13 protein-coding genes and 3 pseudogenes are annotated in these 13,922 nt (G+C 56.3%); 11 read left to right on the top strand and 5 right to left on the bottom strand.

Annotation, left to right across the window (positions count from 1 at the left end):
• From SPL01S_RS15385 to SPL01S_RS15370, 4 genes and pseudogenes are all read left to right on the top strand, one after another.
• A partial coding sequence (locus SPL01S_RS15385) for a hemagglutinin repeat-containing protein (protein ID WP_255212460.1) occupies nucleotides 1–2,636 on the top strand: 2,636 nt, incomplete at its 5' end.
• Between the two features lie 5 nt (nucleotides 2,637–2,641).
• Nucleotides 2,642–3,019: a CDI toxin immunity protein gene (locus SPL01S_RS15380; RefSeq protein ID WP_063201010.1), complete on the top strand. Its 378-nt coding sequence runs from the start codon at nucleotides 2,642–2,644 to the stop codon at nucleotides 3,017–3,019.
• Nucleotides 3,015–3,926: pseudogene (locus tag SPL01S_RS24690) on the top strand (cytidine deaminase-like fold-containing protein); the annotation flags it as partial. The gene SPL01S_RS15380 and the pseudogene SPL01S_RS24690, both read left to right, overlap by 5 nt.
• Nucleotides 3,927–3,928: 2 nt before the next feature.
• Complete coding sequence (locus SPL01S_RS15370) at nucleotides 3,929–4,312, top strand: DUF6911 family protein (protein WP_063201008.1); 384 nt, start codon at nucleotides 3,929–3,931, stop codon at nucleotides 4,310–4,312.
• Nucleotides 4,313–4,346: 34 nt separating this feature from the next.
• Here the strand turns inward: SPL01S_RS15370 and SPL01S_RS25790 are convergent.
• The 3 genes and pseudogenes from SPL01S_RS25790 to uriH form a co-directional block, all read right to left on the bottom strand.
• Nucleotides 4,347–4,688 (bottom strand): annotated as a pseudogene (locus SPL01S_RS25790) (SymE family type I addiction module toxin); the annotation flags it as partial.
• Nucleotides 4,685–4,840: pseudogene (locus SPL01S_RS24675) on the bottom strand (SymE family type I addiction module toxin); the annotation flags it as partial. The pseudogenes SPL01S_RS25790 and SPL01S_RS24675, both read right to left, overlap by 4 nt.
• Before the next feature lie 14 nt (nucleotides 4,841–4,854).
• Nucleotides 4,855–5,799 (bottom strand): uridine-preferring nucleoside hydrolase UriH, encoded by a 945-nt coding sequence (gene uriH / locus SPL01S_RS15365; protein WP_063201006.1) that lies wholly within the window; start codon nucleotides 5,797–5,799, stop codon nucleotides 4,855–4,857.
• Nucleotides 5,800–6,006: 207 nt separating this feature from the next.
• On the opposite strand from uriH, the gene SPL01S_RS15360 reads away from it, so the two are divergent.
• Nucleotides 6,007–6,384: a hypothetical protein gene (locus tag SPL01S_RS15360; RefSeq protein ID WP_062868834.1), complete on the top strand. Its 378-nt coding sequence runs from the start codon at nucleotides 6,007–6,009 to the stop codon at nucleotides 6,382–6,384.
• Here SPL01S_RS15360 and aaeR read toward each other — a convergent pair.
• Nucleotides 6,347–7,258, bottom strand: coding sequence for an HTH-type transcriptional activator AaeR (gene aaeR / locus SPL01S_RS15355; RefSeq protein WP_004948619.1), 912 nt, complete (start codon nucleotides 7,256–7,258; stop codon nucleotides 6,347–6,349). The genes SPL01S_RS15360 and aaeR overlap by 38 nt on opposite strands.
• Before the next feature lie 308 nt (nucleotides 7,259–7,566).
• On the opposite strand from aaeR, the gene aaeX reads away from it, so the two are divergent.
• The 5 genes from aaeX to SPL01S_RS15330 all read left to right on the top strand — a co-directional run bounded on the left by aaeX (nucleotide 7,567) and on the right by SPL01S_RS15330 (nucleotide 11,689).
• A complete protein-coding gene (aaeX, locus tag SPL01S_RS15350; RefSeq protein ID WP_004948617.1) occupies nucleotides 7,567–7,770 on the top strand; it encodes a p-hydroxybenzoic acid efflux pump operon protein AaeX in 204 nt (67 codons plus the stop codon).
• Between the two features lie 7 nt (nucleotides 7,771–7,777).
• A complete protein-coding gene (gene aaeA, locus SPL01S_RS15345; protein ID WP_004948614.1) occupies nucleotides 7,778–8,713 on the top strand; it encodes a p-hydroxybenzoic acid efflux pump subunit AaeA in 936 nt (311 codons plus the stop codon).
• A complete protein-coding gene (aaeB, locus tag SPL01S_RS15340; protein ID WP_063200997.1) occupies nucleotides 8,713–10,680 on the top strand; it encodes a p-hydroxybenzoic acid efflux pump subunit AaeB in 1,968 nt (655 codons plus the stop codon). Before aaeA ends, aaeB begins: the two co-directional genes overlap by 1 nt.
• 254 nt (nucleotides 10,681–10,934) lie before the next feature.
• Nucleotides 10,935–11,384, top strand: coding sequence for a ribonuclease (locus SPL01S_RS15335; RefSeq protein WP_004948611.1), 450 nt, complete (start codon nucleotides 10,935–10,937; stop codon nucleotides 11,382–11,384).
• 5 nt (nucleotides 11,385–11,389) lie between these two features.
• Nucleotides 11,390–11,689 (top strand): barstar family protein, encoded by a 300-nt coding sequence (locus SPL01S_RS15330; RefSeq protein WP_004948609.1) that lies wholly within the window; start codon nucleotides 11,390–11,392, stop codon nucleotides 11,687–11,689.
• A 30-nt stretch (nucleotides 11,690–11,719) separates the two neighbouring features.
• Here SPL01S_RS15330 and yjgA read toward each other — a convergent pair whose 3' ends face one another.
• Complete coding sequence (yjgA, locus tag SPL01S_RS15325; RefSeq protein ID WP_063200994.1) at nucleotides 11,720–12,268, bottom strand: ribosome biogenesis factor YjgA; 549 nt, start codon at nucleotides 12,266–12,268, stop codon at nucleotides 11,720–11,722.
• Between the two features lie 177 nt (nucleotides 12,269–12,445).
• Here yjgA and pmbA point away from each other — a divergent pair, with 177 nt between their 5' ends.
• Nucleotides 12,446–13,786: a metalloprotease PmbA gene (gene pmbA, locus SPL01S_RS15320; RefSeq protein ID WP_063200990.1), complete on the top strand. Its 1,341-nt coding sequence runs from the start codon at nucleotides 12,446–12,448 to the stop codon at nucleotides 13,784–13,786.
• Nucleotides 13,787–13,922: the final 136 nt, after the last annotated feature.

The following is a 13,922-nucleotide window of genomic DNA, read 5'->3' as shown; positions in this document are numbered from 1 at the left end:
GCAAGGAGCGCTACGAGCAGAAGCAGAGCGGGTTGACGGTGGCGCTGTCCAGCCCCATCACCGATACCCTGCTGGCAATCAATGATTCGTTTAAGCGTGCGGAGGATACCGGCGATGGCAGGCTGAAAGCCCTCTACGCGGTACAGGCCGTGCGCGCCGGTTGGGTTAACTCGGAGGCTAGCGCCGATCAGGCGCAGGGGCTGGCCAACGGTGAGCTGTCCAATAGCGTGAAAGTGCAACTGAGCGTGGGTGCCAGTAAAAGCACCTCCGAGTCTGAACTGGCGCAAAACCAGGTACGCGGCAGCAACCTGACGGCGGGCGGCAATGTCGCGCTGGTCGCCACGGGGGCGAACGGAGCCGGCGGTGACGTGCATGTCAGCGGCAGTGGTATCACCGGCAACAAGGTGACGTTGGTGGCGCAAAACGACGTGTTGCTGGACGCGGCAAGCAACAACAGGGAGCAAACCAGCAAGAACAACAGCAGCGGCTGGAACGCCGGGGTGCATATCTCGCTGGGGCAGGAGACCGGCATTGGTGCCTCGGCCAGCGGTTATCAGTCGAAAGGTGCCAGCGACGGTAACAGCACCGAGTACGTTAACACGCGGGTGAATGCGCGGGATGAACTGAGCCTGAGCAGCGGGCGCGATACGGTGCTGTCCGGCGCGCAGGCGCTGGGTGAGAAGATTAAGGTGGATGCCGGTCGTGACCTGTCCATCAGCAGCTTGCAGGATACCGACGATTACCACAGCTGGCAGAAGGACAGCAGCGCGGGAGCCAGCTTTACCTTCGGTTCGATGACGGGGTCGGCATCGCTGAGCATGAGCCAGACCAAAATCGACAGCGAATACGCCAGCGTGGGTGAGCAAAGCGGGCTGTTTGCCGGTGATAAAGGGTTTGATATTAACGTCGGTAAACACACTCAGCTGAACGGCGGGGTGATTGCCTCGACGGCGGACAGCATCAAAAACCAGCTGTCGACCGGTACGCTGGGCTGGGACGCCATAGATAACAAGGCGGAATACAAGGCCAGCAGTAGCGGGTTCGGCCTGTCGACCGGCGGGCCAACCGGTGGTGGGCTGGCGAAGGAGAAGGGCAAGGCGAGCGGCACCACGCAGTCGGCCATCGCGGCGGGCAATATTGATATTCGCGATACGGCGGGCCAGCAGCAGGACGTGGCTACCCTGGGCCGGGATACGGACAACGCCAACGGACGCATCGATAAAATCTTCGATGAGGCGAAGGTGAAGGACAATCTGGCGTTTACCCAGGGAGTCACACAGCTGGCGACGCAGCTGGTGAGCGACTACGGCAACAAGCAGATGTTGCAGGCGCAGCGTGCGGCAGCGGAGAAACTGAGCAAAGACCCGGCTTACCTGAGTGCCTCGCCAGAGCAGCGGCAGCAGATGCTGGAAGCCTCGCCGGAGTATAAGGCGGCGCAGCAAGCGTATGGGGTCGGCAGCAACTTCTGGGCCGCGGGTACGGCCATCAGCGCGGCGCTGGCGGGGCTCAGCGGCGGTGATATCGGGGTGGCGGCGGGTGGTGCGCTGGCACCGTATCTGGCGAAGGAAATCAAAAGCCGGACGGAGGGCAACACGGCGGCGAACGCGGCAGCGCATGCGGTAGCGGGTGCCCTGGTGGCGCTGGTGTCGGGCAATAACGTGGCGGCGGGGGCCGCGGGTGCGGCGAGCGGTGAACTGGCTGCTAAAATCATCAGCGAGCAGTATTATGGTAAGGCACCGTCGGCGCTGACGGAGGCCGAGAAACAAAACGTCAGCGCACTGAGCCAACTGGCTTCCGGGCTGGCGGGTGGACTGATAGCGGACAGCACGGCGGGCGCCGTGGGCGGTAGCGTGGCCGGTAAGACGGCGGTGGAGAATAACTATCTGAGCAGTAAGCAGATAGATGCATGGTCTGCTGAAATGAAGTCCTGTCAGGCCAGTGGCGGTGACTGCGGCGGTATCATCAAAAAATATGAAGAGCTGAGTACTGCCCAGCAGCAACAGCTTATCAGCGACTGTGCCACCAGCCCGACGACTTGCCAGCAGAAATACGGTGGTGTATTGGCCGACAGCATGGCAGTGAAGCAGGCCATAGACCGGGCATTGGGCGAAGACATCCCGATCAAGATGGTCTACGATCTGACAGCGACCTTTGCTCAGCAAATGCAAGTAGAAGGGGTTGTTGCCACCCAGAAAGTCTCTGAAGCGCTTCAGAAAGAATATGGTTTGGATGAAGTTCAGGCAGGAATTGTTGCAAGTGTTGCGGCATCGGCGTTTGGTGGGATAAGTAAGGCGAAAGGAGGCACTCAGCCTAAAATCGAACAAACTCTTAAACCAGAGAAAAACTGGGAAAGTGCTCGAAACAAGGCATTGGATCTCGTGGGTAATTTAGGTGCAAATTCTAAACCAGTTATTGGACGCTTAGAAGTAAGTGCCGGGAATGGAAAGGTTATTGGACGACAATCCAGTGATGGAAAAATGGGTTGGCGTGTTGATTATGATCCTGAAAAAGGTACACATATCAATATATGGGATTACTCTCAAGGTAAAGGGCCAGGAAAAGCAGTGAAGCAAGTTATACCTTTTGAAGGTAATGAGAAGTATTTTGAAACCATATTGAAACAGCTAAACAGGTAGAGTAAATGACTTTGTTTGATGAGTGTCGAGAAGCACTGAGTGCTGATTTTAATATTGTTGAGGGTAAAGCTCAGCAGGAGGCTGTTGATATTTTAAATAAATATCCTCTTGCAAAAGGAAGTGTTACGTGGTCAGTGATAAAACATTCAGATTATGAGAGTTTTGACGCTCTATTGAGCGCGCATCATATAGAAAATGATGATGTATTCGTTTTTGCAGATGATGCGGACATTCCTGTTTTTAGGTCAAAGTTAAGCTTGATTGCTGAAAATATTTACGACGTTACAGCCTTATCACCAAAATTATTTATTTTTAATAATGAAGTGATAATACAACCTTTATTCCCTACTGAAATTTTTCGCATAGGAATAAAACAATGTTGAGAATAACTATCTGAGCGAGTCTGAAAAGATAGAGTTTGAGATAGCGAAGCAGAAACTCGAGAACAGCAAAGATCCGGCAGAGCGTCAGCAGGCGCAGCAGAAGATTAATGAACTGCGTGAAAAGGATATCGCCAGCGACAAGAAAGTGATCGAGGCGTGCGGCAACGGTGGCGCAGGCAGTGCAGCCTGTGCGAGTGCAAGACTGGAGGTTATCGCGGCCAAAGGTGAGTATGAAACCGGGCCGTATAACTCGAAGGTGAGCCAGCAATACGCGGATGCTTATGGCCAGATAGTGAATCTGCTGAATATCACCAGCGTTGATGCGCAGAATCAACAGCAGATCCAAGATGCAATGATCAACTTCTTTATGACCACGAAAGGGGTTGATTACGCCACAGCGAAAGATTACACCGAGTTGAAGCAAGGAGCCGATATTATTGTTGCTTCGGTCACTCCGGTACTTGGTGCGGCAGCGGCGAAACAACTTGGCAAGATTGTCGATGCGAATCTGAAGGTTGTTGCGAAAGGAAATGTTGATGGCAACAAGTTCACTGATACTAATCAGGGAGTGAGACCACCATCATTAGCCGATATTAATAAGCCAACACTTATAGATGGAAGGATACAAGCCAAAATAGAAAAGCTTGGTAAAGATATGCCTAACGGAAATATGGCAACGGCTCATGCTGAAGTAGGAGTGATCCAACAGGCTTATGAAAAGGGCATGACTCTAGGTCGTGAGATGACTATGACTGTGTCAAAAGAGCCTGTGTGTGGCTTCTGTCGTGGAGATGTAGCTGCAATGGCTGAAAAATCTGGATTGAAATCGCTCACTATATATGAAGAGCAGACAGGGAAAGTTCTGTATTGGCAGCCTGGAATGAAATCTCTGAAGGTGAGGGAGTAACTATGATTTTTTTATCTAGCTGGACATTGAATGGCAAGGGAGGAAATAAAAAAACTTCCCAATGGGAAGATATATCGATTCTATTAAAAGGGCTTAAGGATGAGGCTGGGACATTAACACTTGATCGGGTAAATACTGATAATACAGGCCCTGAAATGTTACAAGTTAGAACTGAAAAAGGTAATTATCTACTGATGTTGGGGGAAACAATAGAAGATGACTATGAGGTACGTTCTTACTGGGATAAAAGCTTGCCAGAGGAAAAGATTTTAATCCTAGGAGATTATTGGTCAGCAAGGCAGGTAACAAAAGACTTTGATCTTGTTGTCAGGATCTTTAAGGAATTCTTCGAGACTGGCAATGTATCAACGGATCTTCTGAACTAATGTACTCCCCCCAGCCTTGGCCGGGGGGGGATTGAGCCCTAAATCCTCCTTCTTCCCGCCGCCGTAACCGGATAACACCGGGTGCGGCGGTGATCTCCAGTTGTTCCGCCTCGGTAATGCCAGACTCGGTAAGCCAGTCGCCGCCAATCACCAGCTCGCCGTTCTGCCGTACCCAATCCGCTCCCAAATCTTGCCTATGTTGACTAGCCTCACAGGCGGCCTCTCAGATAGCCGCATCGGTGACGACGGTTATCCACAGCCCGTCTGGCCGCAGGGTGAGTTGCAACGGCTCACCGATACTAAAACCCAGTTCGGCCAGCTCAGCACCTGCGAGAGTCAGCTCGGGGTTCGGTTCAGGGGTAAAGTTGATATTCATGCTGTACCCCCCGTGACTGGTGCAATACGGATGATCAGTTGGCCCGGCTCGGTGATCACCTGGATCTTCTGTCCGGTGATGAACCCCAGAGGTTCCAGCCATTTACCGGTGAGGGGCAGTTGCGGCGGTGGGTTGGGCCTGCCGCCGTTGGGGCAAGCCCAGCACTCTAAACCCGCACTTCCCCAATCCTCTCCAGCGCATCCACCACCAAATCCCAGAACCTGTCTTGATCCAGCGTTACCGCTACTTGCGTGTGGCAGTCCGGCGGCGGCGGGGCGCGAAAATCGGCCACGGTCATGCCCAGCGTCAGGGTGCCGGTCAGTTCGATATCCACCGGCACCTTACGCACCGTCATCACTTCAGGGTCGATCACGTAGGCCACCGCGCAAGGATCATGTACCGGTGGTGCGCTAAAGCCCTGCGCCTGTTGGTACATCTTGCCGAAGAACGCGAGCAGCTCGCCGACGAATTTCGCCGGCCCGGTACCGATGGCGGCAATGCGTTCGCACACCTCCGGCGTGGCGAGCGCCTGATGGGTCAGGTCCAGCCCGACCATGGTCAGCGGCCACTTTTCATTAAACACGATGTGCGCCGCTTCAGGGTCGATCTTGATATTGAACTCTGCCACCGCGCTCCAGTTGCCCACGTGATAGCCGCCGCCCATCAGCACCACTTCCTTTACCCGCTCGGCGATGCGCGGTTCTTTGCGCACCGCCATGGCAATGTTGGTCAGGCCGCCGGTCGGCACCAGCGTCACGCTACCCGGCGGATGCGCCATCAGTGTATCGATGATCAAGTCCACCGCATGGCGCGGCTCCAGCGTCAGGGTCGGCTCCGGCAGTGCCGGGCCGTCAAGGCCGGACTCGCCGTGAATATCGGGCGCTACCTCAATCTGCCGCACCAGCGGGCGCGGGCAGCCGGCGGCAAAGGGGACGCCGGTGATATTGGCGATACGCGCGACGGCCAGCGCGTTGCGGGTGACCTTATCCAGCGTCTGGTTGCCGACCACGGTGGTGACCGCCAGCAGTTCGATCTGCGGGTTGCCCCAGGCCAGCAGCAAGGCAATGGCGTCGTCATGCCCAGGGTCGCAATCCAGTATGATTTTTTTCATTTTTATTCCTGATGCAGAGGAGAGGTGCCCGCAGCATAGCGCAGCGTTGCAGAGCGGAGTAATGCCAATGGTGCTTTTGTTAATCGCATCAAAGCATTGCCAATGTCGCGGTGTAAGTAAACGTAAATCCCCGCGCCGGCGCTTTACCCTGGAGTGGAGTCCATGGTTTACATTGCTGCTTAGTGCGACACAGAAAGGGGGGAAATCATGACAAAGAACGGATGGGCGCTGGCTGCCGTGCTGGCGGCAATGGGGTTATGGACGCTGCTGGCCTGGGGCGTCTCCGGCGTGCTGGGCTGGTTACCTGCACTGGTGGGCATGGCGGAGAACGGCTCTGCGCAGTTGGCGCCCCAGTTTACCGGCTTGCTCAGCCTGGTGCCGCAGGCGCTGCTGGAGGGCTGGTTGCCGATGCTGCAAGAACTGGGGCGCTGGCTGGCCGGCTCTTTCCCGTTGTTGCTCACCTGGGCGGGCTACGCCGTTTGGTTAATCTGGGGGCTGGGCATGCTGGCGCTGTTGCTGCTTGGCGCTCTGGCGCGCCGTTTTCTGATCAGCGGTAGCCCTGATAGACTTCCGCCACGCGCTTGAAGTACTCCGTGAGGTAGTCGATGCACACCTGCACCTTAAGCGGCAGCTTGTCTTTCTCGGTGTACAGGGCGTATACCGGGCGAGGATCCGAGTGATAGCTTTTGAACAGGATCTCGATCTCGCCGCGTTTGATCTCTTCGATCACCCACATCAGCGGTGCATAGGCGATGCCGGCCCCGGCTTTCAGCCAGCGGATCATGGTTTGCGAATCGTTGGTGACAAAGCGCCCTTGCGGCGAGATGCGCGTGGTGATGCCTTCGGGGGCTATCAGTTCGAATTCGCTGTCCGGCCGCACGCTGTATTCCAGCCAGGAAAAGTTGACCATGTCGCTGGGTTTCTGCGGCGTGCCGTGCTGGCTGAGGTAACTTTTAGCGGCGCATATCACCATCGGCATTGAACCGAGGCGTTTGGAGAACAGACTGGAATCTTGCAGCGCGCCGGTGCGGATCACCACGTCCAGCCCGTCGGCAATCAGGTCCGGCGCCGGAATACCGGTCACCAGGTTCACCGTTAGACCGGGATATTCCTTCAGCATATCGGCGGTCATGGTCGCCAGCACGTTTTGCGCCATGGTGGACGAACTGCCAATGCGCAGCGTGCCGGTCGGCGTATTGTTGAACGCGTACAGCTGTTCGTGCACCTCGCTCACTTCCTGCAGCATGCGGCGGCAGCCCTGATAGTAAATTTTCCCGGCTTCCGTCAGGCCAATGCGCCGCGTGCTGCGGTTGAGCAGCTTGACCTGCAGCTCATTCTCCAGTTTGGAGACGGTCTGGCTGATAGACGAAACGCTCATATCAAGCTGGCGCGCAGCCGCCGTAAACGACCCGCATTCAACGACTTTTGCGAACACCGACATCCGTTTTAGTCTTTCCATTATTCACTCTGGCTTAAAAGTGATTTAGATCACAGATTGTTGATAGGTTGATAGTAAGCACGCTAATATAAACCGGTCGGGTGGAAAGACCTTACCAACGCGTGAGTGCGGTCGGCAGAGCAGCTTTGGCCGATCCCTCCGATATCCTCGCAATCCCTATCGCGGATGTATGCCCCTGAGTTTATCCTTTTTTCAGGTTCCTGACCTGTCTGGGCCGAAATTTGTGGTGCGCGTCAGCTAACATGTAAAGAGAATGTGAATGAGAAGAAAGGGTAACGCCCGGTGCAGTGAACAATAAGGAAAAATGGATGAGTTTGCTTCCGGTTATGGTCATCTTCGGACTGTCGTTTCCCCCGGTATTTTTTGAGTTGCTGGTATCGCTGGCGCTGTTTTTCTTGCTGCGCCGCCTGCTGCAACCCACCGGGATTTACGATTTTGTCTGGCATCCGGCGCTGTTCAATACTGCGCTGTATTGCTGTCTGTTCTATCTGATTTCACGTCTTTTCGTTTGAGGTCGCTGTGAAAAATTTCTCAATAAAAATAGTTCGAATCGCGATCACTTTGTTTCTGGTCCTGTTAGCGATCGTCGCCATATTCAAAGCCTGGGTGTTTTACACCGAATCCCCCTGGACGCGTGACGCCAAGTTTACCGCCGACGTAGTGGCGATAGCGCCGGACGTCACCGGCCTGCTGACCGACGTGCCGGTGGTGGATAACCAACTGGTGAAAAAAGGGCAGGTGCTATTCGTTATCGACCGGCCGCGCTATGAGCAGGCCTTGGCGGAAGCCAGCGCCGATGTTGCCTATTATCAGACGCTGGCGGCGGAGAAAAAACGTGAAGCCGGCCGTCGCGTGCGTTTGGGCGTACAGGCGATGTCGCAAGAAGAGATCGACCAGGCGAACAACGTGCTGCAAACCGTGCAGCATCAGTTGGCGAAAGCCGTGGCGACCCGCGAGCTGGCGCAACTGGATCTGGAGCGCACCACGGTACGTGCGCCGGCCGACGGCTGGGTCACCAACCTGAACGTCCACAGCGGTGAATACATTACCCGCGGCTCAGTCGCTGTGGCGCTGGTGAAGAAAAACACCTTCTACATTCTGGCCTATCTGGAAGAAACCAAGCTGAATGGCCTGAACAAGGGCGACCGTGTGGAAATCACCCCACTCGGCAGCAACCGCATCATGCACGGCACCGTCGACAGCGTAGCCGCCGCCGTTAACAACAGCAGCAGCACCGTGAACAGCAAAGGGTTGGCGTCTATCGACAGCAACCTGGAGTGGGTGCGTCTGGCGCAGCGCGTACCGGTTAAAATCCTGCTGGACGACAAAGACCAGTTGCATCCGTACCCGGCCGGCACCACCGCAACCGTGGTGATCACCGGCAAGAACGATCGCAAGGCCGACAGCGGCTCGCCTTTTGTTCGCCTGATGCATCGGCTACGTGAGTTTGGCTAATGAATAGCCCAACGTTTATTCGGCTGAGATTCGCTTTCAAGCTCAGCTTCGCGATTGTGTTTGCCCTGTTTGTCGGTTTCCATCTCAATTTGGAAACCCCGCGTTGGTCGGCGATGACCGCCGCCATCGTGGCCGCCGGCCCGGCCTTTGCGGCGGGTGGCGAGCCGTTCTCCGGCGCCATTCGCCACCGCGGCTGGTTGCGCATTATCGGTACTTTTATCGGCTGTTTCGTCGGCCTGGTGATTATCGTCACCACCGCGCGTGCGCCGGTGGTGATGCTGCTGCTGTGTTGTATGTGGGCCGGGTTTTGTACCTGGATCTCTTCGCTGATCAAGGTTGAAAACTCTTACGCCTGGGGGCTTGCCGGTTATACCGCGCTGATCATCATCGTCACTGTCGCTACCAGCGAAGCCCATCTGCTGGAGGCGCCGCAGTTCGCTATTGAACGCTGCAGCGAGATTGTGCTGGGGATCGTCAGCGCGGTGCTGGCAGACCTGCTGTTCTCGCCGCGTTCGATCAAACTGGATATCGATCGGGCGGTAGACAAGCTGCTGGTGGATCAGTATTTGCTGATGCAGATGTGCGTCAGTAATGCCGAGAAAGAAGACATTGACCGCGCCTGGAGCAATCTGGTCAAAAGCACGACTGCGCTGAACGGTATGCGCAGCAACCTGATGATGGAGTCATCGCGCTGGCAGAAGGTCAACCGGCGCGTGCGGGCGCTGCATACTCTGTCGCTGACGCTGATTACTCAGGCTTGCGAGACCTATCTTATCCTGCTCAATCACCCGGATGCGGTGAAGGAAAATATCCGCGAACTGCTGATGGTGCCGGCGCAAACGCCGCAGGAGATCCACAAGCGCATGAAGCTGCTGCGCCAGGTACTGACCACCAACCGCACCGACGAGACGCTGCTGACCATCACCAGTTGGGTCGGCGCGGCCACGCGTTACCTGCTGTTGGCCAAAGGCGTGCATACCAACAGCAGCATCAGCGCAGTGGAAGAAGATGTGCTGAGCAGTGAAGTGGTGGTCAGACCGACCTCGGCGGAAGGGCATCACGCCATGATCAACGGCTTGCGCACCTTTGTGGCGACGACGTTTGGCAGCCTGTTGTGGCTGTGGACCGGCTGGACTTCCGGCAGCGGTTTTATGGTGATCATTGCGGTGATTACGTCGCTGGCGATGCGCACCCCGGCACCGCGCATGGTGGCGATGGATTTTGTGCTGGGCATGCTGGCGGCGATCCCGGTCGGTTCACTGTTCTTTATGGTGATCCTGCCGGCGACCCAGCAGAGCATTTTATTGTTGTGCCTCAGCCTTGGCCTGCTGGCGTTTTTCATCGGCATCGAGGTGCAAAAGCGGCGGCTGGGTTCGCTCGGTCTGCTGGCGGGGACCATCAATATTTTGGTATTGAGCAACCCGATGACCTTTAACGTCACCCAGTTTCTCGATGGCGCGCTCGGCCAGTTCCTCGGCAGTTGCGTGGGGCTGATGGTGCTGCTGTTGATCCGTGACAATTCGCGTGAACGTACCGGCCGCACGCTGCTGAACCAGTTTGTCGGCAGCGCGGTCTCGGCGCTGACCACCAAGGCGTCGCGCCGTCGGCAGAACCATCTGCCGGCGCTTTATCAGCAGCTTAATCAGCTGTTGATGATGTTCCCGAACGATATCGCCAAGTACCGGTTGGCGCTGAACCTGATCATCGCTCACCAGCGCATGCAGCGGGCGGAAATCCCGGTCAGCGAGGAGCTTTCGGCCTTCCATAAGCAGATCCGCAATACTGCCGATCACGTGGTTTCGGCCAAGAATGACGTAAAACGCGCCTACTATTACGATCGGCTGCTGAGAGAGATGAACGACTATCAGCAGAAGCTGGTGGATTATCAGGCACTGCCCAGCGTCACCGGGCCGGTAAAACGCCTGGTCGACATGCTGCACCGCTATCGCCATGCGTTGATCGACTGATGCGCTAAGGGCCTCTGATGCCGCTATCCGGGGCTATACTTGCCTGATAGGGCCTTGTTTCGGAGTTGCACTGAGTGCCAGGCATACGGGAAAATGGCATGATAAGCATGAATGGGTGATGCGGATTGTTGAGGCATGGGTTCCCTGAAGTGAAAATGTTACCTGCCGGTCATCTCTGATTCATTTTTTTCATCTATAAATCCAACGGGCATGGGTGCTGGTGCATCCCTGTCGGCACTCAGTCAGGGACAGTAATGAACAAGCGGATCCTCGTGGCGATCGTCATCGCCGTTGTGATAGCCGGTTTTAGCGCTTTGCGCGGTAACGATCGGGTGATTGCCAACGTGCCTGCGGTGGCCGAAGGCCAGAGCATCGACCAACTGACGCAGCAAAAAAGGGTGGTGAGCTACCTGCAGCAGCATCAGCGGCTGCCGGACTATTACATCACCAAAAAGCAGGCGCGTGAGCAGGGGTGGGATGCGCGCAACGGCAACTTGTGTTCGGTTCTGCCGGGCAAAGCGATTGGCGGCGATCGTTTCTCAAACCGTGAAGGGCAACTGCCTACCGCCCGCAGCCGGGTATGGCGTGAGGCGGACATCAATTATCAATGTGGCCGGCGCGGGGCCGATCGCCTGTTGTATTCCAGCGACGGCCTGATTTTCGTCACGCGTGACCATTATAAAAACTTCATTCGGGTGGAGTGAGCTTGATGGCAAAAGTAGAGTTCGATTTTAATCAGATCCACGATTTGCCGGCGTTCTATCGCGATTTTGCGCATAAGTTTGCGCTCGATGAAGCCTTCGGCGCCAATCTGGACGCGTTGTGGGACGTGGTGACCGTCGATATCGGGTTGCCGGTCGAGATTGAGTTTACCCATCTCGATGCCCGTAGCAAACGCCGCTTCGGCGCGATTATCCTGCTGTTTGAAGAGGCGGAGGAAGAGCTGGAAGGCAGCCTGCGTTTCAATATTCGCGAAAGCAGCGGTGAACCTGCACATCACCGGGGATGAAACGGGTTCATCCCATGGTGACGGCGGCGATCATTCGGCGGTCTCGGCCAGATCGCGCAGGTACTGGAAGATTTGACGGTAGGCTTTCGGCGGCTTGTTAGTGGCCTTCTCTTTCTGCGCGTTACGCACCAGTGCGCGCAACTGCTGGCGATCGGCTTCCGGGTACAGAGCCAGGATAGACGGGATCGCGTCATCGCCTTCTTCCACCAAACGGTCACGCAGCGCTTCCAGCTTGTGGAACAGCGAAACCTGCTGGTTGTGGCGGTTCTTCAGCTTGTCGAGCGCGGTTTGAATCGGCTCTACGTCGCGGGCGCGCAGCATCTTGCCAATCAGTTGCAACTGACGGCGGCGGCCTTCTTTCTTGATCTTCTGCGCCAGTTCAATGGCGGCGCGCAAATCTTCGTCCAGCGGGATGCGTTCCAGCGCGTTCTTACCCAGTTCGACCAGCTCGGTCCCCAGGTCTTTTAGTGCTTCGGCATCACGTTTAATTTCACTTTTACTGACCCAGATAATCTCGTCATCGTCCTCGTCTTTGTTCTCCGGGACATCGTCGAGCCAGTCTTCAGGCTGTTTGTTCATGGTAGGCTCCGTTAAAAAGAGGCTAATCCTAACAGGTTGCCGGCTTTATGCGAAATTCCACGCGGTTCCTGTTAGACTCAAAAGCATAAATCACATGATTTTTGCGCGTGACTCCGCGCGCAACCACGCCGCCACGGCACTTTTCTCAACGATTTTCTGATTAATTATGGCAGATTGATGAAAGTAGTCACTCAAGTTGCAGAACAGCGCAAGGCGCTGGAACAGGCCGTTTCACAGGCTCTGGAACTGGCGCGCGCCGGTTCCGATGCGGCAGAAGTTGCCGTAACCAAATCTACCGGTATCAGCGTCAGCACCCGCTTTGGCGAGGTGGAGAACGTCGAGTTCAACAGCGATGGCGCGTTGGGCATTACCGTGTATCACCAGCAGCGTAAAGGCAGCGCGTCTTCAACCGATCTCAGCCCGGACGCCATTGCCCGCACCGTACAGGCTGCGCTGGATATCGCCCGTTATACTTCTGCGGATCCGAACGCCGGCCCGGCGGAAAAAGACCTGCTGGCGTTTGAGGCGCCGGATCTGGATCTGTTCCACCCGGCGGAGCTGGACGCGGAGCGGGGCATCGAACTGGCTGCCCGCGCCGAGCAGGCATCGCTGGCGGTGGACAAACGCATCACCAATACCGAAGGTGGCAGCTTTAACAGCCACTACGGCATCAAGGTATTCGGCAACAGCCACGGCATGCTGCAAAGCTACTGTTCAAGCCGTCATTCGCTGTCGAGCTGTGTGATCGCCGAACACAATGGCGACATGGAGCGTGACTACGCCTATACCATTGGCCGCGCTATGGGCGATTTGGCAAGCCCTGAATGGGTGGGCGAGGAGTGCGCCCGTCGTACCTTGTCGCGCCTGGCGCCGCGCAAGTTGTCAACCATGACCGCCCCGGTGCTGTTCGCTTCTGAAGTGGCGACCGGTCTGTTCGGGCACCTGGTTGGCGCCATCAGCGGCAGCAGCGTTTACCGTAAATCCACCTTCTTGCTGGACTCGCTGGGCAAGCAGATCCTGCCGGACTGGCTGACCATCGAAGAGCACCCGCACCTGCTGAAAGGGCTGGCTTCCACGCCGTTCGACAGCGAAGGCGTGCGTACCCAGCGGCGTGACATTGTCAAAGACGGCGTGCTGCAAACCTGGCTGCTGACCAGCTACGCGGCGCGCAAGCTGGGCATGCGCAGCACCGGCCATGCCGGCGGCATCCACAACTGGCGCATTGCCGGGCAGGGCCATGACTTTGCCGGTATGTTGAAGCAATTGGGTACCGGTCTGGTGGTCACCGAGCTGATGGGCCAGGGCGTTAGCGGCATCACCGGCGACTACTCGCGCGGCGCCGCCGGCTTCTGGGTGGAAAATGGCGAGATCCAGTATCCGGTAAGCGAGATCACCATCGCCGGTAACCTGAAAGACATGCTGCGCAACATCGTCAGCGTGGGCAGCGATATCGAAACCCGCAGCAATATCCAGTGCGGTTCCGTACTGCTGCCGGACATGAAAATCGCCGGCCAATAATACCTGCCAGGGCTGGCCGCTCCGGTTGCCAGCCTCTTTCCCTTCCCCCGTTATAACCTTGCTTACAAATCTCTTGTTCCGGTTTTCAGCGCCCTTGCCTATGTTTAGGTTGAACAAAAACTTATGCCCTATGAAT

Origin of the sequence: Serratia plymuthica NBRC 102599, assembly GCF_001590925.1 — a bacterium.
In the GTDB taxonomy this organism is placed as follows: Bacteria; Pseudomonadota; Gammaproteobacteria; order Enterobacterales; family Enterobacteriaceae; genus Serratia; species Serratia plymuthica.
The sequence above is the reverse complement of the archived record's forward strand: the minus strand, read 5'-3'. Positions and strand labels throughout refer to the sequence as shown.